Below are 25,457 nucleotides of genomic sequence, written 5' to 3'. Positions count from 1 at the left end.
CACCGAGGAGCACCGTGCCCGAGACGCCCAGCGATCCCCTCATCGCCCTCGCCCGACAGCAGAGCCTGGGTGACCTGCCCCGGCGTACCGCCGCCCGAGTGCCCGACAAGACCGCGATCATCGACGGTGAGACGCGGTTCAGCTTCGCCGAGTTCGACGCCGCGGTCGACCGCACGGCCGCGGCGATCGCCGCCGCCGGACTCACCAAGGGCGACCGACTGGCGCTGCTGAGCCACAACTGCTGGCAGTTCGCCGTGCTCGACTTCGCCACCGCCCGGGTCGGCGTCGTGCTCGTGCCGATCAACTTCATGCTCGGCGCCGAGGAGATCGCCTTCATCCTCGACCAGAGCGGGAGCACCGCCTTCGTCGTCGAGGACGCCCTGCTGCCCGTGGCCGAGAAGGCCCTGGCCGGTTCGTCCGGCTCGGTGCGCACCCGCGCTGCGATCCGCCTCGCCGGCGGCGAGGTCCCCTCCGGGTGGGTCGACCTCGCCGAGTGGACCGAGCACGAGGGCACGCCGCCGGTGGTCGCGGTCGCCGACGACGACCCGGTGCGGATGATGTTCACCTCGGGCACCGAGTCCCGGCCGAAGGGGGCGCTGCTCTCCAGCCGGGCGCTGCTGTGGCAGTACGTCTCCTGTGTCATCGACGGCGAGATGCGCGCCGACGACGTCGAACTGCACACGCTGCCGCTCTACCACTGCGCGCAACTGGACTGCTTCCTCGGCGTCGACATCTACCTCGGTGCCACCTCGGTCATCCTGCCCGGCCCGGATCCGGCCGCCGTGCTGCGCGCGATCGAGGAGCACGGCGTCACCAAGTACTTCGCGCCACCGACGGTGTGGATCGGCCTGCTCCGGTCCCCCGAGTTCGAGCGGACCGACCTGTCCAGCCTGCGCACCGGTTACTACGGCGCCTCCCCGATGCCGGTGGCGGTGCTGGAGGAGCTGACCCGGCGGCTGCCCGGCGTACGTCTGTGGAACTTCTACGGACAGACCGAGATGGCGCCGCTCGCCACGATCCTCGGTCCCGACGAGCAGCTCAGCCACGCCGGCTCGGCCGGTCGTCCCTCGATCAACGTCGAGACCCGCATCGTGGACGAGGATGACCGGCCGGTGCCACCGGGCACGGTCGGGGAGATCGTGCACCGCAGCCCGCACGCGACGCTGGGCTACTACCGGCAGCCGGAGAAGACCGCGGCGGCCTTCGCCCACGGTTGGTTCCACTCCGGCGACCTCGGCTACCTCACCGAGGACGGCCACCTCTACGTGGTCGACCGGAAGAAGGACATGATCAAGACCGGCGGGGAGAACGTCGCCTCCCGCGAGGTCGAGGAGGCCATCTACCAGCTCGACGGCGTCGCCGAGGTGGCGGTCTTCGGTGTCTCCCACCCCCGCTGGGTCGAGGCGGTGGCCGCCGTCGTCGTACCCGCTGAGGGGGCCGATCTCACCCCCGAGGGGGTCATCGAGCACACCCGCGGCGTCCTGGCCGGCTACAAGACCCCCAAGTACGTCGTCCTGGCCGACGCCCTCCCGAAGAACCCGTCCGGCAAGATCCTCAAGCGCGACCTGCGCGAGGAGCACGGCGGGATCGCGGCGGACGCGTCGGATCAGTAGCCGTACATCCCGCCCTTGCCCCCCTCGTCGTCCTCGCTCTCCGGGGTGCTGGTCCCCTCCGGGGTCGAGGTGACCGGGGTGCCGTCCGAGGCGAGCAGCCACCAGACCCCACCCACACCCTGACCCGAGACGTCCCCGGGCTCCTCGTCGCCGGCGTAGTAGTACAGCGGCCAGCCGTCCAGGGTCAGCTGGGAGACGTTGTCCACCCCGGTGATGGTGCCCAGCCTCCCGGTGACCCCGGGCGCGGGCAGGTCCGCCGGCCCGGCCGTGCCCGCGGGCACGGCCGGCCACTGCTGCGCACAGTCACCGGTGCACGCGCTGGTGGTGGCGCCCTGCCGGTCGGCGTCGTACTGGTAGACCGCCCGGCCCTCGCCGTCGACCACGATCTCGCCCACCGCCGAGTCCGCGAGCATCAGGGCCGCCTGCGCGTCCCCGGAGCTGTCGGCGGTCGGCGAACCGTCCTGGGTCTCCGAGGCGGTCGTGGACGGCGTGTCCTCCTCCGACCCGCAGGCGGAGAGACCGAATGCGACCAGCGCGATCACAGTGACTGGAGCGACCAGTGTCATCCGGCCGCCGAGGGTCCTGATCCCCATGGCGTCGTCCTCTCGTGCGGGACTCCCAACACGAGACCCGACCCCCTGCGGTTCACCCCGTCGGAGCCGCGAGCAGCACCCGGCCGCTCGCGCCGACACGCACCTGGAGCCGCAGGATCTCCTCCACCCCGAGGTCGGAGGAACCGCTGGTGCGCACGGTGTCCCCCGGGCCCGCCCGCCAGCGCGACACGACCTCGCGTCGGCCGTCGGCCGTGAGGACGACCAGACGGTAGGCACGCCCGCCGGCGTAGTCGCCGCCCGATCCGCGATAGGACGCCGGGTCGCCCTGCGGATAGGTGCAGGTCATCTCCACGCTGGTGCCCCACGGCATCCCGGTGAGGGCGACCTCCGCGCTCAGCGAGGTGGCCGCCCGCGGCCGCAACTCGACACTCATCGTCGGCGCCTGGTCGGTGGAGCCCTCGTCCACGTCGAACGGTACGACGAGCGCCGCTGCCGCCACTGCCGCCACCAGGGCGGCGATCACGCCCGCCAGGACCAACCGCCGCCGGCTCCGAGGCCCGGACGACTCGCGTTCGGCCTCGGCCGCATCGAGCAGTCGCTCCTCCAGACCGGCGGGCGGCCCGAGGTCCTGGCGGCCCCCGCCCGGGTCGTCGAGCAGCAACTGCGCGTCCGCGGGCTCCAGGTGTGAGAGCAACCCGGGAAGCGGCGTCAGCTCGCTCACCGAGCGCCGGCACTCGGCGCATCCGCTCAGGTGGCGTTCGAATCCCTCCCGCTCGCCCGGGGACAACGCCCCGAGCACGTAGGCACCGTCCAGGTCGGCGTACTCCGCATGCGGGTCACGTCCGTTCCCCTCGGCACTCATCGGGTCACCCCCCGCTCCTGCAGAGCGAGCCGGAGCGCACGCAGGCCGTAGTGCAGCCGCGACTTGACCGTGCCGGCCGGGATCCCGAGTTCGGCCGCGATCTCCGCGACCGAATGCCGGCCGTAGTAGGCCCGGACGACGACCTCCAGGTGCTCACGGGTGAGGGTGCGCAGGGCGTCACCGACCAGCAGTGACTCGAACAGCGCCTCGACCCGGTCCGAGATCGGAAGCTCGGGCAGCCGTTCCACCAGGGTCTCGTGCCGGACCCGGGCGCTCCTTGCCTGGTCCACGACCAGGTGGTGCGCCACGGTGAACAGCCAGGCCCGCGCCGACCCGCGCTCGTCCTCGGCCAAACCGTGCCGCCAGGCCCGGAGCATGGTCTCCTGGACGACGTCCTCGGCCCGCGCCGGATCGCCGGTGAGCCGGACGACGAACCCCCACAACGCGCCCGCATGGTCCCGGTGCAGGGCACGCAGCACCGCCGCATCCCGCTCGGCCTCGGTCGGCCCTCGGGCGCGTGTCACGGTCGGCTCCCTCTGCGCACCGCCACCTCCGCCCTCTCCACGGTACGCGCGGACGACCGGTTCACCCGACCAGCACCGAGCCGGGAGTGACGACCGGCCCTCCCGGCGGGCGCTCGGACCGGCGGGCGTCAGAAGTACTGCATGCCGCCGTCCAGGCTGATGTGCTCGCTGGTGATGTAGGACGCCTCGTCACTGACCAGATAGGCGACCAGGCCGGCCAGTTCCTCGGGCTCGGCGGCCCACTTGGGCACGAACGGCGTACCCATCCCCATCAGGCTCGGGTTGGTCTCGGCGGCTGCGGCCAGGGCGCCCTGCATGTTGCCCGAGCCCATCGGCGTGTTCACGCCGCCGGGGTGGATGCTGTTGACCCGGACGTGGTGCCGGCCGAGTTCGGCCGCGAAACCACGGGTCATGCCGACCAGGGCGTGCTTGCTGGTCGTGTAGTGCACCATGAACGGCTGCACCTTCTTGCCGGCGTAGGAACTGACCAGGACGATCGAGCCGCCGCCCCGCTCGATGAGGGCGGGGGCGGTGGCCATCACGGTGTTCCACACGCCGGTGACGTTGATGTCCAGGTGATCGCCGAAGATCTCGGGGGTGGCGGCGTCCCAGGCGGTCGGGATGCAGATGCCGGCGTTGGCCACCACGATGTCGAGGCCACCGAGCTCGGCGGTGGCCCGGGCGCTCAGCTCCTTGAGCGCGGCGAGGTCGCGCACATCTCCCTGGACCAGGATCGCGCGCCTCCCCTCGGCCTCGATCAGCCGCTGGGTCTCGGCGAGGTCCTCGGGCGTGGGCGAGTCGTAGGGGACGCCGGGCAGCGGCCCGGCCAGGTCGATCCCGACGATGTCGGCACCCTCCGAGGCCAGACGTACGGCGTGCGCGCGTCCCTGTCCTCGGGCCACCCCGGTGATGTAGGCGACCTTGCCGTCCAGTCGTGCACTCATGGGCTCCTCCTCGGCAGACGAAGGGGTGACCGCGAGGCGTGCCACCCCGGTGCCGAGGATGTCAGATGCCTCACAATCCGGCGGGGGTGACCTTGCGTGCCGGAGGGGTGGCCCTGTTAGGTTCCCATGCCGATGCCTGACCATGACATGACTGGCAGAACGTCCACCTCTACCTCGACCGCTCAGGTCGATCTCCGCGCCCCCGCCCTCGGGGACGCAGCCGCCATGTGGCGGCTGGCCCGTGATTCACGGGTGCTCGACGTGAACGCGTCCTACGCCTACCTGCTGTGGGCACGGGACTTCGCGGCCACCTCCGTCGTCGCGACCGTCGGGGACGAACCGGCCGGCTTCGTGACCGGCTACGCCCGACCCGACCGGCCCGAGACGCTCATGATCTGGCAGGTGGCCGTCGACGAGCGGCACCGCGGCCGCGGCCTCGCCCGCCGGATGCTGGCCGAGATCGTCGACCGGCACGGTGACCGGTTCTCCCACCTGGAGACCACCATCACCGCGGACAACGCGGCCTCGATCGCGTTGTTCTCCTCCTTCGCGACCAGCCGGGGAGCGCTCCTGGAGCGCAGCGAACTCTTCGCCGCCCCGCTGTTCCCGGACGGCCACGACGCGGAAGTTCTGTTCCGCATCGGGCCGCTGCACGCCTGACGCACGCCTGATCCACACCAGACGCACACCAGACGCACGACTGACCACTGTCCCCATGCGGTCGGCGCGGGTACGTCGTCGTACCCCGTCCCGGCTGCCAGGAAGGTTCCATGTCCCAAACCATGACGTCTTCGCCCGCCACCTCACCGACCGACGCCGCGACCTCGATCTTCGAGTCGCTGGAGTCCGAGGTGCGCAGCTACTGCCGCAGCTGGCCGGCCGTGTTCACCAGGGCCGCCGGCCCCCGGATCCAGACCGAGGACGGCCGGGAGTACCTCGACTTCTTCTCCGGCGCGGGCGCGCTCAACTACGGCCACAACCACCCCGAGCTCCTCGAGCCGCTGCTGGACTACCTGCGTGACGGGGGCATCCTGCACTCGCTGGACATGTACACCAGCGCGAAGCGGGACTTCCTCACCGCCTTCCAGGATCTGATCCTCGAGCCGCGGGAGCTCGACTACCGGGTGATGTTCCCCGGACCGACCGGCACGAACGCCGTGGAGGCGGCGCTCAAACTGGCCCGCAAGGTGACCGGCCGACAGCACATCCTGTCCTTCACCAACGCCTTCCACGGCATGACGCTGGGCTCGCTGTCGGTCACCGGCAATTCGATGAAGCGCCGCGGCGCCGGGATCCCGCTCACCAACTCCTCCAAGATCCCCTACGACGACTACTTCTCCGGCACCACCGAGGACTTCTTGTGGCTCGAGCGGGTCCTGGAGGACTCCGGGTCCGGCGTGGACAAGCCCGCGGCGATCATCGTCGAGACCGTGCAGGGCGAGGGCGGACTCAACGCCGCCCGGCTGGAGTGGCTGCGGGCCCTCAGCGACCTGTGCCGCGCCCACGACATCCTGCTGATCGTCGACGACGTCCAGGCGGGCTGCGGACGCACCGGCACCTTCTTCAGCTTCGAGGAGGCAGGGATCGTCCCCGACATCGTCTGCCTGTCGAAGTCGATCTCCGGCTACGGGCTGCCGATGGCGCTGGTGCTGATCCGACCCGACCTCGACGTCTGGGAGCCCGGTGAGCACAACGGCACCTTCCGCGGGCACAACGCCGCCTTCGTCACCGGCACGGCCGCGCTGGAGAGGTTCTGGTCCGACGACGTCTTCGCCAAGGAGGTCCGGGAGCGCGGTGCCGAGCTGCGGCGCGACCTCACCGCCGTGGCCGAGCAGTACGACGGCGCCGAGGTGCGCGGACGCGGCCTACTCACCGGCGTGGCCTTCCCCGACCCCGAGGTCGCCGGCCGGGTGGCCCAGGCAGCGTTCCGCCGCGGGCTACTGGTCGAGACCTCCGGCCCCGAGAGCGAGGTGCTCAAGGTGATGCCGGCGCTCACCATCACCGCCGAGGACCTGGCCGAGGGCACCCGGATCATCGCGGACTCGGTGGCCGAGGTGCTCGGCACGGCCCGCTGAACGACGGTACCGACGAGAAGGAGAGAGCAATGAAGGTCACCTACCTGGAGAAGCTGGACGACACCGAGCGCGACATCCGGTCCGAGGACGGTCACTGGCGCAGCCGACGGATGGTGCTGGCGCGCGAGGGTGTCGGCTTCTCCTTCCACGAGACCAACATCTACGCCGGCACGAGCAGCGAGTTCTGGTACGCCCACCACATCGAGGCCGTCTACTGCGTCGAGGGCGAGGGCGAACTGCTCGACCGCGAGACCGGTCAGACCCACCAGATCCGCGACGGCATGTGCTACCTGCTCGACAAGCACGACCGGCACACGGTCACGGCCACCACGGACCTGCGGCTGATCTGCACCTTCAACCCGCCCGTGACCGGTCGCGAGGTGCACGACGAGGACGGCGTCTACCCGCTGATCACCGAGCCGGAGGCCGCCACCGAACCGGTCGGCTGACCCGGCCGACCAGCAGCAGGCCTCGGCCGGCCCGCCGATCTCGGCCGGGCCGGTCGGGACCTGCCGGGGCCTGTCGGGGGCCGCTGCCACCGGGCGCCAGAGCCGCGTGCCGGAGCGATGCGCACGGTGTCGCCCGCCGTACCCTGGCACCATGGATCCGATCCGGGAGGCCCGTCGTCAATGGACCGCCCACGGCTGGGCAGAGGCCGCCGACGGAATGGCGATGGTGACCTCGGTGTTCCGCGCCCACCAGCTGCTCCTCGAGCGGATCGATGCCGTGCTCCGGCCGCTGGGTCTCACCTTCGCGCGCTATGAGGTGCTACGCCTGCTCGCCTTCACCCGGGCAGGTGCCCTCCCGATGACGCGCCTCGGCTCGCTGCTCCAGGTGCACCCCACCTCGGTCACCTCCGCCGTCGACCGGCTGGAGAAGCAGGGGTACGTCGTCCGCAGCCGCGGCGAGCAGGACCGACGGATCGTGCTTGCCGAGATCACCGAGGCGGGCCGCAAGATCGTCGAGGAGGCGACCGTCGGTCTCAACGCCGAGGTGTTCGCCCGCCCCGGGCTCGCCACCGATGAGGTGGCCCGCCTGACCGACCTGCTCAACGACTTCCGCGCCGGGGCCGGCGACCCGGTCGACGACTGAACCCGGACGAACAACGCGGCGTCGGCGGCTCTCCCCCTTGCGCGGTCGCGGCGCCTGTCGAACTACCGGCCGGTCACCCCTGTTGCGATCCGGACGGGCACCGTACTCTTGATTTAGTTGGACTTCCTAGTAATCCCTGAGTACGACGGAGCATCGATGCCCCAGCACCCCGAGTTGCACGTTCCCCACCACCACATCCGACTGGTGACCGCCAGCAGCCTCTTCGACGGCCACGACGCCTCGATCAACATCATGCGGCGGATCTTCCAGTCCCAGGGCTGCGAGGTGATCCACCTCGGACACAACCGCAGCGTCCAGGAGGTGGTCGACGCCGCCATCGAGGAGGACGCGCACGGGGTGGCGGTGAGCAGCTACCAGGGGGGCCACGTCGAGTACTTCAGCTACCTCGTCGACCAGCTCCGCGAGCGCGGCGCCGGGCACATCCGGGTCGTCGGCGGCGGTGGCGGCGTGATCGTGCCCGAGGAGATCGCGCTGCTGCGCGAGCGCGGCGTCACCATCTTCTCCCCCGAGGACGGCCAGCGACTGGGCCTGGCCGGCATGGTCAACTCCGTCGTCCGGGAGCTCGACGTCGACCTCTGGGAGCAGCGCCAGGTCGGGGCCGATGAGGTGATCGCGGGCGATCGCACCGCCCTGGCCCGTGCGATCACGGGTGCCGAGGAGGGGCAGTTGCCCCCCGATCTCATGGACCGTCTGCGGCAGGCTGCCGAGACCGCGTCGGTGCCGGTCCTCGGGCTCACCGGCACCGGTGGCTCGGGCAAGTCCAGCCTCACCGACGAGCTGGTCCGTCGCCTCCGGCTGGACCAGCAGGACAAGCTCCGCGTCGCGGTGATCGCGGTCGACCCCACCCGTCGCAAGGGCGGGGGTGCCCTGCTGGGCGACCGGATCCGGATGAACTCCTCGATCTCCACCCACGGCGAGAGCCCGGTCTTCTTCCGCAGCCTGGCCACCCGTGGCGCCCACGAACTGCCCGAGCACCTGAGCGACGTCCTCACCGTGGTGAAGTCCGCCGGGTTCGACCTGCTGATCGTCGAGACCCCCGGCATCGGCCAGGGCGACGCCGCGATCGTGCCCTTCGTGGACACCAGCCTGTACGTGATGACGCCGGAGTTCGGCGCGGCCAGCCAGCTGGAGAAGATCGACATGCTCGACTTCGCCGACGTGGTCGCGATCAACAAGTTCGAGCGGCGCGGCGCCCTCGACGCGATGCGCGACGTGGGCCGCCAGCTGGTGCGCAACCGGGAGGCGTTCGGCTCCAGGCCGGAGGAGATGCCGGTCTTCGGCACCTCGGCCGCCCACTTCGACGATGACGGGGTCACCGCGCTCTACCAGCACCTGACCGGCCTCCTCGCCGAGGCGCGATCCGAGGACGGCACCGGGGGCGGCCTGCGACTCGAGGAGGGCACGCTCCCCCACGTCGACGTGCGCCACTCCAGCGGCAGCAATCCGCTGGTGCCCGGCGAGCGGATCCGCTATCTGGCCGAGATCGCCGACACCGTCCGCGGCTACCACACCCAGACCGAGCAGCTCGCGACCTCCGCCCGCCGCGCGCAGGCGCTCGAGATCGCCGCAGCCGAGGTGCCCGAGGCGGGGACGGTGGCGGCCCAGGCCCGGGCCGACCTTCCCCGCGACCTCAGCGAGGAGATCGACGAGTGGCCCGCCACCGTCGCGGCCTACGACGCCGACGAGGGCCGGGAGAGCCTGTCCGGCAACCGGGTGCCGCGCGTCGCCGTACCCCGCTATCAGGACCACGGCGAGCTGGTGCGCTTCTGGCGCCGGGAGAACCTCCCGGGCCGGTTCCCGTTCACCGCCGGGGTCTTCCCGCACAAGCGGACCGGCGAGGACCCGGCCCGGATGTTCGCCGGCGAGGGCGACCCGTTCCGCACCAACCGCCGCTTCAAGCTGCTCTCCGAGGGGCAGCCGGCCACCCGCCTCTCGACGGCGTTCGACAGCGTCACCCTCTACGGTCGCGACCCCGACGAGCGCCCCGACATCTACGGCAAGGTCGGCACCAGCGGGGTCAGCGTGGCCACGCTCGACGACATGAAGGCGCTCTACGACGGCTTCGACCTGCTCGCGCCGACCACCAGCGTCAGCATGACCATCAACGGGCCGGCCCCGACGATCCTGGCGTTCTTCCTCAACACCGTGATCGACCAGGCCCGCGAGCGTGGGATCGACCCGGCCGAGGCCCTGCAGACCGTCCGCGGCACGGTGCAGGCCGACATCCTCAAGGAGGACCAGGGCCAGAACACCTGTCTGTTCTCCACCGAGTTCAGCCTGCGCTGCATGGCCGACATCCAGGAATGGTTCATCGCGCAGCAGATGCGCAACTTCTACTCGGTGTCGATCTCCGGCTACCACATCGCCGAGGCGGGGGCCAACCCCATCACGCAACTGGCCTTCACCCTGGCCAATGCGTTCACCTACGTCGAGTCCTACCTCGCCCGCGGGATGGACATCGACGACTTCGCGCCCAGCCTGTCGTTCTTCTTCAGCAACGGGATGGACCCCGAGTACACCGTGATCGGCCGGGTCGCCCGCCGGATCTGGGCGGTCGCGATGAAGGAGAGGTACGCCGGCTCCGAGCGCTCCCAGAAGCTGAAGTACCACATCCAGACCTCCGGCCGTTCCCTGCACGCCCAGGAGATGGACTTCAACGACATCCGCACCACCCTGCAGGGCCTGTGCGCGATCTACGACAACGCCCAGTCGCTGCACACCAACGCCTACGACGAGGCGGTCACCACCCCCTCGGCTGAGTCGGTGCGGCGCGCCCTCGCGATCCAGCTGATCATCAACCGCGAGTGGGGCCTGGCGATGAACGAGAACCCCCTCCAGGGATCCTTCATCGTCGACGAGCTCACCGACCTGGTCGAGGAGGCCGTGCTCTGCGAGTTCGAGCGGCTCTCCGAGCGGGGCGGCGTACTCGGCGCGATGGAGACCGGCTATCAGCGCGGCAAGATCCAGGACGAGTCGATGCTCTACGAGCAGCGCAAGCACGACGGCACGCTCCCCATCATCGGGGTCAACACCTTCCGTCGTCCCGACGCCTCGGCGTCCCCCGACACGGTCGAACTCGCCCGCGGCACCGACGAGGAGAAGCAGGGTCAGCTCGACCGGGTTCGCCGCTTCCAGGCCGAGCACTCCGTGGAGGCCACCGAGGCGATCTCCCGGCTGAAGAAGGCCGCGATCTCGGGCGAGAACATCTTCGCCGTCCTGATGGACGCCTCCCGGGTCTGCTCCCTGGGCCAGATCACGGAGGCCTTCTTCGAGGTCGGCGGCGCCTACCGCCGCAACGTCTGACCCACGCACGTCCGCCCCGGCCCTTGGGCCGCGGCGGGGCGGACGTGGGATCGGCGTCAGATGGTCGCGCTCAGGCCGCCGTCGACCACGAGCGACGCTCCGACCATGTACGACGAGGCCGGGCTGGCGAGGAAGAGCAGCGCGGAGTCGAGCTCCTCCTGCTGACCGAACCGGTGCAGGATGCCGGTCTGCTCGACCATCGCGCCGAGTACGTCGCCGTCCTGGCTGGTCATCTCGCTATCGAAGTAGCCGGGGCACAGCGCGTTGACCCTGATCCCCCGGCGCTGCGCCCACTGCTGGGCCAGGTCGCGGGTCAGCCCGACGACGCCGGCCTTGCTGGCGGCGTACGCCGCGCCCGGGAAACGGGAGGCCGCCCAGCCGTGCACGCTGGCGATGTTGACGATCGAGGACCCCTGCGGCATGTGCGGCGCGCACGCCCGGGCCATCCAGTAGACGCCCTTGAGGTTGACGTCGACCACCTGGTCGAAGGCCGCCGGATCCTCGCGCAGCGCCGTCGTGCCGCTGGTACCGAGGCCGGCGTTGTTGACGAGCACGTCGATCCGGCCGAACTCCTCGGCAGCCGCGGCGGCCAGCGCCTGGCACTCCGCCTCCACCGCCACGTCGGTACGACGGGTGAGGACCCGGGTGCCACCGGCACGGAGTTCCTCGGCCAGGCTCTCGAGCCGGTCCTCGCGGCGGGCGGCCAGGACGACCGTGGCGCCGACCGCGGCGACCGCCCGGGCGAACCCGACCCCGAGGCCGGAGCTGGCCCCGGTCACCACCACCACCTTGTCGTCGAGCCGGAACCTGTCCAGGGGTGAGCTGCTGAGGTCGGTCACGGCCGCAGCACCCCCTCGGCGGCGAGTTCGTTCTTCGCGATGGTGCGCAGGTGCACCTCGTCGGGGCCGTCGAACAGGCGCATGGCCCGGTGCCAGCCGTACATCGCGGCGAGGGGGACGTCATCGCTGATACCGGCGCCGCCATGCACCTGGATGGCCCGGTCGATCACGTCGAGGGCGACCCGGGGCACCGAGACCTTGGCCTGCGAGACCAGCCCCGCGGCGGCCTTGTTGCCGTGCGCGTCGATCACCGCTGCGGTGTGCTGGCACAGCAGCCGGGCCTGGGCGATGGCGATCCGCGACTCGGCGATGGAGGCCTGCACCAGACCCTGCTCGGCCAGCGGCTTGCCGAACGCCACCCGGGACTGGGCCCGGTCGACCATCAGCTGGAGGGCCCGCTCGGCGGCGCCGAGGGCGCGCATGCAGTGGTGGATGCGGCCCGGTCCGAGCCGCGCCTGGGCCATCGCGAAACCGCCGCCCTCCTCGCCGAGGACGTTGGTGACCGGCACCCGGACGTCCTCGAAGAGGACCTCGCAGTGACCGTGCTGGTCGTGCCGGCCGAACACCGGGAGATCCCGCACGATGCTCAGGCCAGCGGTGTCACGGGGCACGAGAACCATCGACTGCTGCCGGTGACGGGCGGCCTCGGGGTCGGTCTTTCCCATCACGATGAACAGCTGGGCCCGCTCGTCCGCGGCCCCGCTGCTCCACCACTTGCGCCCGTTGATGACGTACTCGTCGCCGTCGCGCACGATCGAGGTCTCGATGTTGGTGGCGTCCGAGCTGGCCACCTCGGGCTCGGTCATCGCGAAGACGGACCGGATCCGGCCGTCCATGAGCGGCTCGAGCCAGCGCTCCTTCTGCTCGGGAGTGGCGAACAGGTGCAGCAGCTCCATGTTGCCGGTGTCGGGCGCCTGCCCGTTGATCGCCTCCGGGGCCAGATCGAGGCTCCAGCCGCTGATCTCGGCCAGGCCGGCGTAGTCGAGGTTGGAGATCCCGGAGACGGAGGGGAGGAAGAGGTTCCACAACCCGCGGCGCTTCGCCTCCGCCTTGAGCTCCTCCACCACCGGCGGGAGGGTGTGGTCCTCGGGCCCCTTCTCCGCGCGGTAGGCGTGGTAGGCGGCTTCGGCCGGGAAGACCCGCGTGTTCATGAAGTCGACCAGCTCCGCACGCAGTTCGCGGGCCTTGGCCGAGGGCGTGAGGTCGAGACCGGCCACGTCGTAGGGGTCGGACAGGGTGGGCATGCTTTTCTCCTGCTGGGTGGCGGACTGGAGCCGGCGGCGGACCGCGGGCCGGGTGCGCGCGCGAGCGCCGAAGCGCGCGCGCGTCCCGATCTCGATTGAACGATCGTTAAGCTGCGGACACGATCATCGCTCGCGACACTCCTGTCAAGCACACCGCCCCTGTCCCACAGGGGTCCGAGGAGGAACCCCATGCCCATCACCAGGCTGCCCGAATCGATCGGCCGCCGGCTCCGCATCCCGGCGATCTCGGCCCCCATGCTGCGAGTCAGCGGCCCCGAGCTGGTGGCTGCGGCCTGTCGCAGCGGCGTGATCGGGGCGTTCCCGACCGCGAACGCGCGTTCCGTGGGCGAGCTCGACGACTGGCTCGGGAGCCTGGATGAGGAGCGTGGCGAGGCGCCCTGGGCGCCGTGGTGCCCCAACCTGATCATCCGTCAGCCGCGCCTCGCCGAGGATCTGGAGACCCTGGTGCGACACCGGGTGGAACTGGTCATCACCAGCGTCGGCTCCCCCGCCGGCGTGGTCGGCCCGCTGCACGAGGCCGGTGCGCTGGTCCTCGCCGACGTCGCCACCGTGCGGCACGCCGAGAAGGCGGCCGAGGCCGGCGTCGACGGCCTGGTCCTGCTCACCGCCGGTGCCGGCGGTCAGACCGGGTGGCTCAACCCGTTCGCCTTCGTCCGCGAGATCCGCCGTTGGTACGACGGCCTGATCGTGCTCGCCGGCGGGATCGGCGACGGCACCGCGCTGCGCGCCGCGATCACCCTCGGCTGCGATCTGGGCTACCTGGGCACCCGGTTCATCGCGACCGAGGAGAGCCGGGCGGAGGCTGCCTACCAGGAGATGCTGGTCTCCAGCACCATGGACGACGTCGTCCTGACCCGGGCCTTCACCGGCCTCTCGACGAGCATGCTCCGGCCGTCCATCGCCGCCGCCGGGCTCGACCCGGACCGGCTCGACGAACAGGTCACCGCCGAGTCCGCCGCGGTGATGTTCGGGTCCGGGGCGAGCGGACCGCGTCGATGGACAGACGTATGGAGCGCTGGCCACTCCGTCTCCGCGGTGGGCGACGTACCCCCCGTGGCGGAGCTGGTGGCCCGGCTCGCCGAGGAGTACGCCGCCGCCGGGGCGTGACCCGGGGATCACTCCTCGCGGAGCGCCTTCTTGTCCACCTTGCCGACCGCGGTGGTGGGCAGTTCGGTGAGCACCCGGACCTGCTTGGGCGCCTGGACCGAGCCCTTCAGCTCCTTGACCCGGTCGATGAGCATCTCGGCCTCGACCGTGGCGCCGTCCTTGAGCACGACGGCGGCGTGCACCGCCTCGCCCCACTTCTCGTCCGGTACGCCGTACACCGCGGCGGTGCTGACCTCCGGATGGCTGGTGAGGGCGTCCTCCACCTCGCGCGGGAAGACGTTGAACCCGCCGCTGACGATCATGTCCTTCTTGCGGTCCACGATGCTCAGGTAGCCGGACTCGTCGAAGCGCCCGATGTCGCCGGTGTGCACCCAGCCGCCGGCCAGGGTCTCCTCGGTGAGGTCGGGCAGGTCGTGGTAGCGGTCCATCGTTCCCTGGCTCCGCACGCAGATCTCACCCGAGTCGCCGGTGGGGACCGGTTCTCCGTCGGCTCCCAGCAGGGTCACCGCGGTGCCGACCACGGGGTAGCCGCAGGAGGTGAGCAGGCCGGGGTCCTCGGCCAGGCCCCGCGCATGGTCGGCACGGGAGAGGTAGGAGATCGGGTAGCACTCGGTCTGGCCGTAGAGCTGGGCGAAGATGGACCCCAGGCGCTCGTGGCCCTCGCGGAGGCGCGAGGGGGACATCGCCGATGCGCCGTACAACATGACCTCGAGCGAGGAGAGGTCGGCCGAGTCCAGGGCCGGGTCGTCCAGCAGCGCGTAGATCATGGTCGGCACCAGCAGCGCCAGGTTGATCCGCTGCTCGGCGATCGCCGTCAGCACGGTGGTGGTGGAGAACCCGTCCAGCAGGTGCACCGTCCCACCCTTGTGCAGCGTGGGCAGGATCTTGGTGCCCGCGACGTGGGTGATCGGAGCGGCCGCGAGGTAGCGCGGCACGTCCGGGAACTCGAAGTCGGTCAGCACCGAACGGGTGCCGGACAGCACGGCCTCGTGCCGACGCTCCACACCCTTGGGGCGTCCGGTGGTGCCGCCGGTGTAGTTGATGATGGTGAGCTCAGCGGGGTCCGCTACGTCGATCGCCCGACTCGCGCCGATCCGGTCACATGCCTTCCGCAGGTCGGCACCCTCGCCCGAGGGGCCGAAGCTGAACACCGTGGACAGACCGGTGGCATCGGCGATCTCACGACCGCGCTGCTCGTACTTCCCCGGATCGACGAACAGGGCGGTCGCCCCGGCGTCCTGCACCTGGTAGGCCTGGTCAGCCAGGGACCCGAGGGGGTGGAGGTTCGTCACGACGATGCCGCTGGCACTGGCCGCGGTCGACGTACACCAGGCGTCGACCTTGTTGCCGGACAGGATCGCGATCCGGTCGCCGCGGGTGAGGCCCGCCTCCGCGAGCACCGCCTGGGTCCGGCCGATGACGTCCAGCACCTGGTCGTAGGTGAGCCGTTCCTCGACCGTCCCGCTCCCCCAGGTGAACGCTGTCCGTCCCGGGAAGCGTCGCAGTGCTCGGAGCGTGACCGCCCCGACGGTGCTACCGGTCTGGTGCTGGTACGGCATGCGGACCCTTCCTGTCGCTTAACGATCGTTCAGGAGGAAACCAGAGCACTGGGAGCCGGCGCAAGGAAAATCGCCCTTCCGCATTGAACGATCGTTCGGTAGAACGGGGCGAACGATTCGAGTGAAAGGTGCCCGACCCATGAGCCCGACCGACCCGCCCGGCGTCCCCGCATCGGAGGACGCCCCCGTCCTGGTGACCCGGCCCGCCCCCGGCATCTGCCAGCTGACCCTGAACCGGCCCGACCGGCTGAACACGATGACCCATCAGCTGGTCACCGACCTCCATCGGGCCCTGGACGAGGTCGCCGCCGACCGGGATGTGCGAGCCGTCGTCCTCACCGGAGCCGGGCGGGGCTTCTGCGCCGGGCTCGAACTGACCGGGTACGGCGACAACGGGCGCGAGGAGGAGATGGGCCGCTCGCTCGGCGCGCTGGACCGCCAGCGCGAGATCGCCCGGCTCACCCAGAAGATCCACGACCTGCCCCACCCGGTGATCGCGGCCGTCAACGGCCCGGCAGCGGGCGGCGGCCTCGCCCTCGTGCTGGCCAGCGACATCCGGATCGCGGCCGACCCGGCCGTGTTCGCGGTGTCCTTCATCCGGGCCGGGTTCTCCGCGTGCGACATCGGCACCTCCTGGCTCCTCCCCCGGATCGTCGGGGCCGGCCATGCCCACGAACTCATGCTCACCGGCCGCAGGTTCGACGCCGCCGAGGCGGAGCGGATCGGCCTGCTTCATCGGGTGGTCGCGCCCGCGGACCTGCTTCCCGTCGCCCATGCGAAGGCCGCGGAGATCATGCTCAACCCGCCCGGTTCGGTCTCCCTCACCAAGCAGGGCATGTGGGCCTCGCTGGAGATGCCCTCCCTGGCCACGGCGATCGAGTTCGAGAACCGCCAGCAGATGGTCAGCGCCTGGACCGAGGACGCCGCCGAGGCCCGTGCGGCCTTCCTGGAGAAGCGTCCGCCGGCGTACCAGCACCGCTGACCCGGCACCCGTGACCCGACACGACCGACCCCGCACCCCTGACCCGGCACCCCTGACCCGGCACGGCCGACCCCGCACGACCGACCAAGTACCGTCGAGCGGGTGATGGACGACCTCGGTACGCCGTACGACGGACCACGGCCGGCCCGGCGAGTGGTGTCCCTGGTGCCCTCGCTGACCGAAGCGCTGGCGTCGGTCGCCGCCGACCGGGTCGTGGGTGCCACCGACTGGTGCACCCACCCCGCCGACCTCGCGGCGACCCGCGTCCGCGGTACGAAGAACCCGGACCTCGCCGCCGTCCGCGCCCTCGCCCCCGACGTGGTCGTGGCCAACAAGGAGGAGAACCGGGAGCTCGACGTACGCCGCCTGCGCGACAGCGGCGTCCGGGTGTGGGTGACCGACATCGAGACCGTGCCGACGGCGATCGGTTCGATGGGGCGCCTCCTCGACGCCCTCGGTTGGGCGCGCCCGGCCTGGCTGGCCGAGGCCGCCGACCGCTGGTGCGGCCCGCTCCCCGCGGTGACCCGCCGCGTCGTCGTACCCATCTGGCGGGATCCGTGGATGATCGTCGGCGCACGAACGTTCACCGGCGACCTGCTACGCCGGCTCGGTTGGCTCAACCTGTATGCCGACCCTGCGCTCAACCCGGCCGGCGACCGCTACCCCCACGTCGACCTCGCCGACCTCGACGCCGCCGGCGCCGAGGTGGCGCTGCTTCCCGACGAGCCCTACGAGTTCACCGCCCTCGACGGACCCGAGGCGTTCCGCCGCACCCCCACCGAACTGGTCAGCGGCCGGCTCCTCACCTGGTACGGCCCCTCGCTGCTCGAAGCGGCCGACCTCGCCTGAAGGGCGCGGACCGACCGGCCACCGGGACCCGCGATCAGCCGAAGGCGGGCCTGTCCTTGGCGAGGAAGGCCCGCACACCCTCGGCGAAGTCGGGACCGGTGTAGACCTCGTGGAGAAGCGGGCCGTCGAAGGAGGGGGCGGCCTCGACGACCGCAGCGCGGGCCACGAGCTGACGCTTGGTGGCTCGGAGGGTCACCGCGGAGAGGGTCTCCAGTGAGTCGAGCAGCCTGGCGAGCGCATCGTCGAGGGAGTCTGTGACCTCCAGGAGGGCGCCGACGCCGTGGGCCCGGTCGGCGCCGACCAGGCGGGCGGTGAGCAGCATCTCGCGGGTGAGGGCCTCACCGAAGACGGCGGCGCACCGGTAGACGATGGGCGCGGCGAGCGCGTTGCCGAGTGTGCGTGCGATCGGGTAGCCGAAGCGGGAGTGCGGGGTCGCCAGCCGCAGGTCGCAGTGGGTCGCCACCGCAAGCCCTCCGCCGACACACACACCGTCGACCGCGGCGACCGTCACCTGCGGCAGCCGGAACAGCTTGTCCAGCAGCGCGCGGATCCAGTCCTCGTACTCGACCGGGTCCTGGGAGAGGAAGTCGGAGATCTCGTTGCCCGCCGCGAAGGCCCGGCCACCCGCGCCCCGCAGGACGAGCACGCGGACGTCCTCGGCGGAGGCGAGCTCGTCGCACAGCTCGTGCATCGCGGCGTACATCGCCTGGGTGAAGGCGTTGTGCCGCTCGGGACGGCTGAAGGTGACCTCGACGACGCCGGCGGTGCGGCGTACCTGCAGTTCTTGGCTCACCGCGGGAGGGTAGCCTCCCTGCGCTCCGGACGGGGGTGCGGACCACCCGGTCCGGTCAGGACGGGGCGATCCGGCACGCCCCCTCGGGCACCAGCCATCGGGCCAGCAGGGTGCCCTCCTGTTCGACCAGCGAAGCCAGCTCCAGGGGTACGTCGAGCGGCGGGCCGTTCACGATCCGATGGTGCTCGCCGCCCACCAGGCGCGGCACGATCGTGGTGCACAGTTCATCGACGACCCCGGCCCCCAGCAGGCCGGAGAGCAGGGTCGGTCCACCCTCGCAGAGCAGCCGCCGGTGCCCGGCGGCGTACAACTCCTCGACCAGGCGCCGCAGGTCGGCGGGTCCGCCACCCCGCCGTACGGTGACGTTGGCGGCTTCCCGCAGGGAGTCGGGGAGCAGGTCGCCGTGGCTGACCACGACCATCGGTGTGCGGGCCTCGCCGTACTCCTCCGCCCGCGCGGTGCCGGCGCCGACCAGCACGACCTCGGCCGCCTCCCGCAGGCTCTGGAACACCTCCCGGTCGACGTCGTTGTTGATCGAACCCGACCGCCCGTCCTCGCCCTGGGCGGAGCCGTCGACCGTGCTCACCATGTTCACCCGCAGCCACGGCCGGTCGGGCCAGTCCCAGCGTCCATCACCCAGCAGAGTCCTCACCCGGACATCCTGCCCGAGCCGCGCCGCCTATCCTGGGCGGGCTCACGACCTACGACGAAGGAGATCGAGATGAGCTGGCTGGTGACGGGCGGGGCGGGCTACATCGGCTCCCATGTGGTGGCGTCGCTGATCGAGGCGGGCATGGCACCGGTGGTCATCGATGATCTCTCCTCGGGCCACGCGCAGTTCGTGCCCGCGGACGTGCCCTTCGTGCGCGGCTCGGTGCTCGACACCGCGCTGGTCGAGCAGACCCTCCGCGAGCACGAGGTCGAAGGGGTCATCCACCTCGCCGGGTTCAAGTACGCCGGCGTCTCGGTGCAGCGACCGCTGCACACCTATGCCCAGAACGTCACCGGCACCGCCAACCTCCTCGACGCGATGCTCACCGTGGGCGTGGACAAGCTGGTCTTCTCCTCCAGCGCCGCGACGTTCGGCACCCCCGACCTCGATCTGGTGACCGAGGAGACCCCCACCGACCCCGAGAGCCCGTACGGCGAGAGCAAGCTGATCGGGGAATGGCTCATCCGCGACGTGGCGACCGCCCACGGCCTGCGGCACACCAGCCTGCGCTACTTCAACGTCGTCGGCTCCGGCTCGGACGCCCTCTACGACAGCAGTCCGCACAACCTCTTCCCGCTGGTCTTCGAGGCGCTGACCGAGGGACGCACCCCGCGGATCAACGGCGAGGACTACCCCACTCCCGACGGCACCTGCGTGCGCGACTACGTGCACGTCGCCGATCTCGCCCACTCGCACGTCGTCGCCGCGCGCCGGATGATCGAGGGTGCCACCCTCGAACCGGTCTACAACCTCGGATCGGGCGAGGGCTCCTCGGTGCGCCAGATCATGGACGCCGTCCGCGAGGTCACGGGCATCGACTTCGCCCCCGACATCGGCCCCCGCCGGCCGGGTGACCCCGCCCGGATCGTGGCCACCGGCGAACTCGCCAGGCGCGACCTGGGGTGGGAGATGCGCAACTCGTTGACCGACATGGTCGCCAGCGCCTGGTCCGCCCGCCAGGCCGCCGAGCGGGTGTCGAGCTGAGCTGAGCGATCGGTCCGGGGAGCGCCCGAGGGGCCGCGCCCCGGCCCGGCCACCCCGGCTCAGTCGTCGAGCAGATCGAGCAGGTAGGCGCCGTACCCGGACTTGACCAGCGGCTGGGCGAGCTCGGCCAACTGATCGTCGCTGAGCCACCCGTTGCGCCAGGCCACCTCCTCGGGGGCGCCGACCTTGGTGCCCTGCCGGTTCTCGATGGCGCGCACGTAGTTGGAGGCCTCGTTCAGGTCGCTCACGGTGCCGGTGTCGAGCCAGGCCGAGCCCCGCGGCAGCACCTCGACCGACAGCTTGCCGGCGTCCAGGTAGAGGCGGTTGAGGTCGGTGATCTCGAGCTCCCCGCGGGCCGAGGGCCGCAGCGAGCCGGCCAGCTCCACCACGGTGTTGTCGTAGAAGTAGAGCCCCGGCACCGCATAGTTGCTGCGCGGGTGCTGCGGCTTCTCCTCCAGCGAGACGGCCCGGTGGTGCTCGTCGAACTCGACCACGCCGTACGCCGTCGGGTCGGCCACCCGGTAGCCGAAGACCGCCGCGCCATCGAGCTCCTCGAACCGCTGGAGCTGCGAGCCGACCCCGCTGCCGTAGAAGATGTTGTCCCCGAGCACCAGGCCCACCCGGTCGTCGCCGATGTGGTCGGCACCGATGGTGAAGGCCTGTGCCAGGCCGTCGGGGGACGGCTGCTGGGCGTAGCTCAGGTCGATGCCGAACTGGGAGCCGTCCCCGAGCAGTCGCTCGAAGGCCGCCGCGTCGTGCGGCGTGGTGATCACCAGGATCTCCCGGATCCCGGCGAGCATGAGCGTGCTCAGCGGGTAGTAGACCATCGGCTTGTCGTAGACCGGCATCAGCTGTTTGCTCACCGCGAGAGTGATCGGGTGCAGACGCGAACCGGTGCCCCCCGCCAGGACGATTCCCTTCATGCTGGTCAACCCTACGGATTCGGGGCCGCGTCCGTAGACTCCCCCGCGTGAACCGCATCATCGTCACCGGCGGGGCCGGTTTCATCGGCTCCAACTTCGTCCACCATCTCGTGGCGCACACCGACGCACACGTCACGGTGCTCGACAAGCTCACCTACGCCTCCACCGAGGCGTCCCTGGCGGGCCTGCCCGAGGAGCGCGTGCAGCTCGTGGTCGGCGACATCACCGACGCGTCCCTGGTCGACCGGCTGGTGGCGGGTGCCGACGCGGTGGTCCACTACGCGGCCGAGTCGCACAACGACAACAGTCTCGAGGACCCGGCGCCGTTCGTGCAGACCAACCTGGTCGGCACCTTCACCCTGCTGGAGGCGGTGCGCAAGCACGACGTGCGATTCCACCACGTCTCCACCGACGAGGTGTACGGCGACCTCGACCTGGACGACCCCAAGCGCTTCACCGAGGACACGCCGTACCAGCCCTCCTCGCCGTACTCCGCCTCCAAGGCCGGCTCCGACCACCTGGTGCGCGCGTGGGTGCGCAGCTTCGGCGTCCGCGCCACGATCTCCAACTGCTCCAACAACTACGGTCCCTGGCAGCACGTCGAGAAGTTCATCCCCCGCCAGATCACCGAGGTGCTCGACGGCCGTCGGCCGCGCGTGTACGGCGACGGGCTCAACGTCCGCGACTGGATCCACACCGAAGACCACTCCTCGGCGGTGCTCGCGATCCTGGAGCGTGGCCGAACGGGTGAGACCTACCTGATCGGTGCGGACGGCGAGAAGAGCAACCTCGAGGTGGTCCGCGCGATCCTGCGCACCTTCGGCCGCCCCGAGGACGACATCGAGTGGGTCACCGACCGCGCCGGCCACGACCGCCGGTACGCGATCGAGTCCGGCAAGCTGCGCAGCGAACTGGGCTGGGAGCCGCGCTTCCAGGACTTCGACGAGGGCCTGGCCGAGACCATCGACTGGTACCGGGCGCACGAGGACTGGTGGCGCCCGCTCAAGGCCGAGACCGAGGCCAAGTACGCCGCGAAGGGCCACTGACCGATGGCCGACCTGAGCATCGAGACCACCCCCATCCCCGGTCTGCTGGTCGTCCGCCTGCCGGTGCACGGTGACGCCCGCGGCTGGTTCAAGGAGAACTGGCAGCGCGCCAAGATGGTGAGCCTGGGCCTGCCCGACTTCGGGCCGGTCCAGAACAACATGAGCTTCAACGCCTCCCGGGGCGCCACCCGCGGGATCCACACCGAGCCCTGGGACAAGTTCGTTTCTGTGGCCACCGGACGCGTTTTCGGTGCCTGGGTCGACATGCGCGAGGGCGACACCTTCGGGGCGACGTACTCGGTCGAGATCGATGAGGGCGTCGCGGTGTTCGTGCCGCGAGGCGTCGGCAATTCCTACCAGGCGCTCGCGGACGGCACCGTCTACTCCTACCTGGTCAACGACCACTGGGCTCCCGGCCAGACCTACCCGGCGCTGAATCTGGCCGACCCCACGATCGCCATCCCGTGGCCGATCCCGCTCGAGTCCGACGAGGTCGAGGTCTCCGAGAAGGACCGTGGCAACCCCCGACTCGACGATGTCACCCCGATGCCAGCCAAGCGCATCCTGGTGCTCGGGGGCGGCGGACAACTGGGGCGCGCCCTGGCCGCCGAGTTCCCCACGGCCCACGTGGTGACCCGATCCGAACTCGACCTGACCGACGAGGAGGCCCTGGCGGCCTGGCCGTGGCGTGAGTACGCCGTGATCATCAACGCCGCCGCCTACACCGCGGTGGACGCCGCCGAGGGCGACGAGGGACGGCCGCGGGCCTGGGCGGCGAACGCCACCGGGCCGGCCACCCTCGCCCGGATCGCCACCGAGCACGGGCTGACCCTGGTGCACTACTCCTCGGAGTACGTCTTCGACGGGGCCGCCGCCGAGCACGCGGAGGACGAGCCGCTCTCCCCGCTCGGGGTCTACGGCCAGAGCAAGGCCGCCGGCGACACCGCCGTGTCGACCACGCCGCGCCATCTCCTGCTGCGCACCTCATGGGTGGTCGGCGAGGGCGGCAACTTCGTGCGCACCATGCGCGGCCTGGCCGAGAAGGGGGTCTCACCGACGGTCGTGACCGACCAGGTCGGGCGGCTCACCTTCGCCGGCGAACTGGCTCGCGCCACCCGCCACCTCCTCGCCACCGAGGCCGCCTTCGGCACCTATAACGTCACCAACGCCGGTCCCGCCATGTCGTGGCACGACGTCGCGGCCGAGGTGTTCGCGCTCTCCGGGCGCACGCGTGCGGACGTCGCCGAGACCGACTCCGCGTCGTACGCCGCCGCACAGGCCGAGGCCGGCCGACCGATGGCTGCCCGGCCGCTCAACTCGATGCTTCCGCTCGACAAACTCCAGGCGACCGGTTTCGAACCCGAGGACGCCCTCACCGCACTACGTCGCCACCTGGCCGACTGAGCGCGAGCGCTCGAGTCCGCTCGGGCGGAGGAACGGTCGCGGCGGTGCCGGACGAGCACCGTCCGCCTCGAGGCTCAGTGCTCGCAGCGGCCGAAGTCGTCCTGGAGTCGGACGATGTCGTCCTCGCCGAGGTAGCCGCCACGCTGCACCTCGATGATGACCAGGTCCTCGGTGGGGTGGTCGTTGCAGATCCGGTGGGCCTGGCCGACCCCGACGTCGATGCTGTGGCCGGCACCGATCACGGTGGTCTCGCCCTCGATGATGCAGGTGGCGGTACCGGTGATGACGACCCAATGCTCGGAGCGGTGCTCGTGGGTCTGGTAGGACAGTCGCGAGCGCGGGAGCACCAGGATGCGCTTGACCTTGTAGCCCTTGCCCTCATCGAGCACGGACCACTCGCCCCAGGGCCGCAGTTCGGAGTCGCCGATCATGGCGAGAGCCTAGGCCGCCGCGAGCTCGTCGCGCAGGGAGTAGAGGCAACCAATCCCCGACGATCCGGTGAAGACCTCTCTCCGACCGGGCACGGTCTCGCCCCTCAGCGCCGCCGGAGCCCGGCGAGAGCGGGCCGGACGTCGGCCAGGTAGACCAATGCGGCGATGGTCAGGACGAGATTGACCAGGGAGAGTCCGAGCCCGGCGAGGGTGAGCAACTGGAGCGCCACCGAACCCCCAAGGATCATCGCCCAGGTGGGCTTGGTCAGCTTGCCGGCCGCACGGTAGGCCTCCGTCTCGAAGCGCAGGCTGGAGACGAATGCGAACAACTTCACCACCAGCAGCACGAAGGCGACCAGCAGCATCACGCCACCCTGCAGGTTCAGGAACATGTCCACTCGCACCACTGTACGCGGCGCCACCGCGAGTACGACGACACGCGAGCCCGCCCCGCTGGTGCGGGACGGGCTCGAGTCAGCGACCGATCGGCGCTCAGGCCTCCGGCTGCTGGGTGGGGTTGTCGGCCTTCGGCGCGGGCTCGGCCTCGGTGGTGGCCGTGGGCTCCGGAATCAGGGCCTGCTGGCTGTTGGGCTTCTCGGCCTGCTTGTCGGCAGGCTTGTCGGCGGGGACCGCCGAGGCGGTCGGCTTGGCCGGAGTCGCCTTGGCCGGAGTCGGCTTGGCCGGAGTCGGCTTGGCCGGAGTCGCCTGGGCGGGGGTCTCGGCGTTCGTGGGCTTCGCCGGGGACGTCGCCTTCGCCGGCGTCGCCTTCTTGGCCGGGGCCCTCTTCGCCGTAGCCGACTTGGCAGCACCCGTCTTGGCGGTGCCGGTCTTGGCGGCGCTGGTCTTGGCGGTGCCGGTCTTGGCGGTGCCGGTCTTGGCGGCGCTGGTCTTCGCCGAGGTCGTCTTGGCGGTGCTGGTCTTGGTGGTGCTCGGCTTGGCCGCGCTGGTCTTCGCCGAGGCCGTCTTGGCGGCGCCGCTCTTGGCGGTGCTCGTCTTCGCGGTGCCGGTCTTGGTGCCGTTCTTCGCGCTCGTGGTGGAGGGCGCAGCCTCGGTGGCGGTCTCGACGGTGGGCTCCTCGCCGCGGAGGCGGGCGACGACACTCTCACCGCGCTTGACCAGGACGCCGTAGGCACCGACGGCCGAAGAGGTGGTCTCGACGGCGTACGCGCCCGCCTTGCCCGGCAGCGACTGCAGACCGGCGACGCGCTCCCCGACCTGGGCCCGACGCGCCTTGGCGTCGGCACCGATGGCCTCGACCTGCTCGGAGATCTTGGCGCGGGCCGAGGCGGACAGTGCGGACGGGTCGATGGCGCCGGCGCTGCGCTGGACGTCGGAGAGCTTGGCGCTCACGCCCTTCTGGTAGCCGGCGAACGCCTCGGTGACCTCAGAGCTGTAGTCGGCGACCTTCTCGGTCACGGTGCCGGTGAGCGTGGTGAGGTAGCCCTTGACCGTGTCGACCGCGAGGTCGGCGAAACCGGCCCCGGCGTAGAAGGTCCTGGTGGCGGGGGCGGCGACCTTGGGCAGGTCGGACAGGGACGGCTTGGGAATGTCGAACGTGGGCATAGCGATTCCTCC

The 25,457-nt window shown here is 71.0% G+C and carries 25 protein-coding genes; 12 read left to right on the top strand and 13 right to left on the bottom strand.

Going from position 1 to position 25,457, the window contains the following annotated elements; genetic code table 11:
- Positions 1-14: 14 nt before the first annotated feature.
- Complete coding sequence (locus G515_RS0112890; protein ID WP_084653544.1) at positions 15-1,613, top strand: fatty acyl-CoA synthetase; 1,599 nt, start codon at positions 15-17, stop codon at positions 1,611-1,613.
- Here the strand turns inward: G515_RS0112890 and G515_RS21320 are convergent.
- The 4 genes from G515_RS21320 to G515_RS0112870 form a co-directional block, all read right to left on the bottom strand.
- Positions 1,607-2,206, bottom strand: a complete 600-nt coding sequence (locus G515_RS21320) for a COG4315 family predicted lipoprotein (RefSeq protein WP_051218356.1) — start codon at positions 2,204-2,206, stop codon at positions 1,607-1,609. The genes G515_RS0112890 and G515_RS21320 overlap by 7 nt on opposite strands.
- Before the next feature lie 52 nt (positions 2,207-2,258).
- Positions 2,259-3,029, bottom strand: a complete 771-nt coding sequence (locus G515_RS21315; RefSeq protein ID WP_051218355.1) for a zf-HC2 domain-containing protein — start codon at positions 3,027-3,029, stop codon at positions 2,259-2,261.
- Positions 3,026-3,553: a sigma-70 family RNA polymerase sigma factor gene (locus G515_RS0112875; protein WP_051218354.1), complete on the bottom strand. Its 528-nt coding sequence runs from the start codon at positions 3,551-3,553 to the stop codon at positions 3,026-3,028. The genes G515_RS21315 and G515_RS0112875 overlap by 4 nt, the downstream gene beginning before the upstream one ends.
- A gap of 128 nt (positions 3,554-3,681) precedes the next feature.
- Positions 3,682-4,497, bottom strand: a complete 816-nt coding sequence (locus G515_RS0112870) for a mycofactocin-coupled SDR family oxidoreductase (RefSeq protein WP_028660456.1) — start codon at positions 4,495-4,497, stop codon at positions 3,682-3,684.
- A gap of 147 nt (positions 4,498-4,644) precedes the next feature.
- Here G515_RS0112870 and ectA point away from each other — a divergent pair, with 147 nt between their 5' ends.
- The 5 genes from ectA (at position 4,645) to icmF (ending at position 10,988) form a co-directional block, all read left to right on the top strand.
- A complete protein-coding gene (gene ectA / locus G515_RS0112865; RefSeq protein ID WP_028660455.1) occupies positions 4,645-5,157 on the top strand; it encodes a diaminobutyrate acetyltransferase in 513 nt (170 codons plus the stop codon).
- Between the two features lie 110 nt (positions 5,158-5,267).
- Positions 5,268-6,572 (top strand): diaminobutyrate--2-oxoglutarate transaminase, encoded by a 1,305-nt coding sequence (gene ectB, locus G515_RS0112860; RefSeq protein WP_245565384.1) that lies wholly within the window; start codon positions 5,268-5,270, stop codon positions 6,570-6,572.
- A 29-nt stretch (positions 6,573-6,601) separates the two neighbouring features.
- On the top strand, positions 6,602-7,021 hold the full coding sequence (locus G515_RS0112855) for an ectoine synthase (protein WP_028660453.1): 420 nt from the start codon (positions 6,602-6,604) through the stop codon (positions 7,019-7,021).
- Between the two features lie 151 nt (positions 7,022-7,172).
- The gene (locus G515_RS0112850; protein WP_028660452.1) at positions 7,173-7,664 is read left to right on the top strand and encodes a MarR family winged helix-turn-helix transcriptional regulator; all 492 of its coding nucleotides are present in this window, start codon (positions 7,173-7,175) and stop codon (positions 7,662-7,664) included.
- Between the two features lie 156 nt (positions 7,665-7,820).
- Positions 7,821-10,988 carry a fused isobutyryl-CoA mutase/GTPase IcmF gene (icmF, locus tag G515_RS0112845; RefSeq protein WP_028660451.1) on the top strand — a complete coding sequence of 1,056 codons (3,168 nt, stop codon included), beginning with the start codon at positions 7,821-7,823 and terminating at the stop codon, positions 10,986-10,988.
- A gap of 56 nt (positions 10,989-11,044) precedes the next feature.
- On the opposite strand, the gene G515_RS0112840 is transcribed toward icmF, so the two are convergent.
- A complete protein-coding gene (locus G515_RS0112840) occupies positions 11,045-11,827 on the bottom strand; it encodes an SDR family NAD(P)-dependent oxidoreductase (RefSeq protein WP_028660450.1) in 783 nt (260 codons plus the stop codon).
- Complete coding sequence (locus G515_RS0112835; RefSeq protein WP_051218353.1) at positions 11,824-13,071, bottom strand: acyl-CoA dehydrogenase family protein; 1,248 nt, start codon at positions 13,069-13,071, stop codon at positions 11,824-11,826. Before G515_RS0112835 ends, G515_RS0112840 begins: the two co-directional genes overlap by 4 nt.
- 189 nt (positions 13,072-13,260) lie before the next feature.
- Here G515_RS0112835 and G515_RS0112830 point away from each other — a divergent pair, with 189 nt between their 5' ends.
- Positions 13,261-14,199, top strand: a complete 939-nt coding sequence (locus tag G515_RS0112830; RefSeq protein ID WP_036555510.1) for an NAD(P)H-dependent flavin oxidoreductase — start codon at positions 13,261-13,263, stop codon at positions 14,197-14,199.
- Between the two features lie 8 nt (positions 14,200-14,207).
- Here the strand turns inward: G515_RS0112830 and G515_RS0112825 are convergent, their stop codons facing one another.
- A complete protein-coding gene (locus tag G515_RS0112825) occupies positions 14,208-15,758 on the bottom strand; it encodes an AMP-binding protein (RefSeq protein WP_028660447.1) in 1,551 nt (516 codons plus the stop codon).
- Positions 15,759-15,897: 139 nt separating this feature from the next.
- Between G515_RS0112825 and G515_RS0112820 the strand changes: the two genes are divergently transcribed.
- Positions 15,898-16,740 carry an enoyl-CoA hydratase/isomerase family protein gene (locus tag G515_RS0112820; RefSeq protein WP_051218352.1) on the top strand — a complete coding sequence of 281 codons (843 nt, stop codon included), beginning with the start codon at positions 15,898-15,900 and terminating at the stop codon, positions 16,738-16,740.
- Between the two features lie 102 nt (positions 16,741-16,842).
- On the top strand, positions 16,843-17,589 hold the full coding sequence (locus tag G515_RS0112815) for a helical backbone metal receptor (RefSeq protein WP_028660445.1): 747 nt from the start codon (positions 16,843-16,845) through the stop codon (positions 17,587-17,589).
- A 34-nt stretch (positions 17,590-17,623) separates the two neighbouring features.
- Here the strand turns inward: G515_RS0112815 and G515_RS0112810 are convergent, their stop codons facing one another.
- Complete coding sequence (locus tag G515_RS0112810) at positions 17,624-18,382, bottom strand: enoyl-CoA hydratase-related protein (protein ID WP_028660444.1); 759 nt, start codon at positions 18,380-18,382, stop codon at positions 17,624-17,626.
- A gap of 55 nt (positions 18,383-18,437) precedes the next feature.
- A complete protein-coding gene (locus G515_RS21310) occupies positions 18,438-19,034 on the bottom strand; it encodes a dihydrofolate reductase family protein (protein WP_051218351.1) in 597 nt (198 codons plus the stop codon).
- Between the two features lie 69 nt (positions 19,035-19,103).
- Between G515_RS21310 and galE the strand changes: the two genes are divergently transcribed.
- Positions 19,104-20,078: a UDP-glucose 4-epimerase GalE gene (gene galE, locus G515_RS0112800; RefSeq protein WP_028660443.1), complete on the top strand. Its 975-nt coding sequence runs from the start codon at positions 19,104-19,106 to the stop codon at positions 20,076-20,078.
- 59 nt (positions 20,079-20,137) lie between these two features.
- Here galE and rfbA read toward each other — a convergent pair whose 3' ends face one another.
- Positions 20,138-21,001 carry a glucose-1-phosphate thymidylyltransferase RfbA gene (gene rfbA, locus G515_RS0112795; RefSeq protein ID WP_028660442.1) on the bottom strand — a complete coding sequence of 288 codons (864 nt, stop codon included), beginning with the start codon at positions 20,999-21,001 and terminating at the stop codon, positions 20,138-20,140.
- 47 nt (positions 21,002-21,048) lie between these two features.
- On the opposite strand from rfbA, the gene rfbB reads away from it, so the two are divergent.
- A complete protein-coding gene (rfbB, locus tag G515_RS0112790) occupies positions 21,049-22,047 on the top strand; it encodes a dTDP-glucose 4,6-dehydratase (protein WP_028660441.1) in 999 nt (332 codons plus the stop codon).
- Positions 22,048-22,050: 3 nt separating this feature from the next.
- Positions 22,051-23,451 (top strand): sugar nucleotide-binding protein, encoded by a 1,401-nt coding sequence (locus G515_RS0112785; RefSeq protein WP_028660440.1) that lies wholly within the window; start codon positions 22,051-22,053, stop codon positions 23,449-23,451.
- A 74-nt stretch (positions 23,452-23,525) separates the two neighbouring features.
- Here the strand turns inward: G515_RS0112785 and G515_RS0112780 are convergent, their stop codons facing one another.
- The 3 genes from G515_RS0112780 to G515_RS22760 all read right to left on the bottom strand — a co-directional run bounded on the left by G515_RS0112780 (position 23,526) and on the right by G515_RS22760 (position 25,445).
- A complete protein-coding gene (locus tag G515_RS0112780) occupies positions 23,526-23,882 on the bottom strand; it encodes a phosphomannose isomerase type II C-terminal cupin domain (protein ID WP_028660439.1) in 357 nt (118 codons plus the stop codon).
- A 104-nt stretch (positions 23,883-23,986) separates the two neighbouring features.
- On the bottom strand, positions 23,987-24,274 hold the full coding sequence (locus G515_RS0112775; protein ID WP_036555508.1) for a DUF2516 family protein: 288 nt from the start codon (positions 24,272-24,274) through the stop codon (positions 23,987-23,989).
- A 100-nt stretch (positions 24,275-24,374) separates the two neighbouring features.
- The gene (locus G515_RS22760) at positions 24,375-25,445 is read right to left on the bottom strand and encodes a hypothetical protein (RefSeq protein ID WP_051218350.1); all 1,071 of its coding nucleotides are present in this window, start codon (positions 25,443-25,445) and stop codon (positions 24,375-24,377) included.
- Between the last annotated feature and the right edge of the window lie 12 nt (positions 25,446-25,457).

This window comes from Nocardioides insulae DSM 17944 (genome assembly GCF_000422825.1).
Lineage (GTDB): Bacteria > Actinomycetota > Actinomycetes > Propionibacteriales > Nocardioidaceae > Nocardioides > Nocardioides insulae.
The sequence above is the reverse complement of the archived record's forward strand: the minus strand, read 5'-3'. Positions and strand labels throughout refer to the sequence as shown.

Excerpts from the sequence above, each read along its gene's own strand:
- G515_RS0112850 (WP_028660452.1), top strand. The coding sequence starts at position 7,173 with ATGGATCCGATCCGGGAGGCCCGTCGTCAATGGACCGCCCACGGCTGG.
- G515_RS0112785 (WP_028660440.1), top strand. The coding sequence starts at position 22,051 with ATGGCCGACCTGAGCATCGAGACCACCCCCATCCCCGGTCTGCTGGTC.
- G515_RS0112775 (WP_036555508.1), bottom strand. The coding sequence starts at position 24,274 with ATGTTCCTGAACCTGCAGGGTGGCGTGATGCTGCTGGTCGCCTTCGTG.
- G515_RS21320 (WP_051218356.1), bottom strand. The coding sequence starts at position 2,206 with ATGGGGATCAGGACCCTCGGCGGCCGGATGACACTGGTCGCTCCAGTC.
- G515_RS0112835 (WP_051218353.1), bottom strand. The coding sequence starts at position 13,071 with ATGCCCACCCTGTCCGACCCCTACGACGTGGCCGGTCTCGACCTCACG.
- G515_RS0112855 (WP_028660453.1), top strand. The coding sequence starts at position 6,602 with ATGAAGGTCACCTACCTGGAGAAGCTGGACGACACCGAGCGCGACATC.
- rfbA (WP_028660442.1), bottom strand. The coding sequence starts at position 21,001 with ATGAAGGGAATCGTCCTGGCGGGGGGCACCGGTTCGCGTCTGCACCCG.
- G515_RS0112820 (WP_051218352.1), top strand. The coding sequence starts at position 15,898 with ATGAGCCCGACCGACCCGCCCGGCGTCCCCGCATCGGAGGACGCCCCC.
- G515_RS0112830 (WP_036555510.1), top strand. The coding sequence starts at position 13,261 with ATGCCCATCACCAGGCTGCCCGAATCGATCGGCCGCCGGCTCCGCATC.
- G515_RS21315 (WP_051218355.1), bottom strand. The coding sequence starts at position 3,029 with ATGAGTGCCGAGGGGAACGGACGTGACCCGCATGCGGAGTACGCCGAC.
- galE (WP_028660443.1), top strand. The coding sequence starts at position 19,104 with ATGAGCTGGCTGGTGACGGGCGGGGCGGGCTACATCGGCTCCCATGTG.
- G515_RS0112870 (WP_028660456.1), bottom strand. The coding sequence starts at position 4,497 with ATGAGTGCACGACTGGACGGCAAGGTCGCCTACATCACCGGGGTGGCC.
- G515_RS22760 (WP_051218350.1), bottom strand. The coding sequence starts at position 25,445 with ATGCCCACGTTCGACATTCCCAAGCCGTCCCTGTCCGACCTGCCCAAG.
- icmF (WP_028660451.1), top strand. The coding sequence starts at position 7,821 with ATGCCCCAGCACCCCGAGTTGCACGTTCCCCACCACCACATCCGACTG.
- G515_RS0112825 (WP_028660447.1), bottom strand. The coding sequence starts at position 15,758 with ATGCCGTACCAGCACCAGACCGGTAGCACCGTCGGGGCGGTCACGCTC.
- ectB (WP_245565384.1), top strand. The coding sequence starts at position 5,268 with ATGTCCCAAACCATGACGTCTTCGCCCGCCACCTCACCGACCGACGCC.
- G515_RS0112780 (WP_028660439.1), bottom strand. The coding sequence starts at position 23,882 with ATGATCGGCGACTCCGAACTGCGGCCCTGGGGCGAGTGGTCCGTGCTC.
- ectA (WP_028660455.1), top strand. The coding sequence starts at position 4,645 with ATGACTGGCAGAACGTCCACCTCTACCTCGACCGCTCAGGTCGATCTC.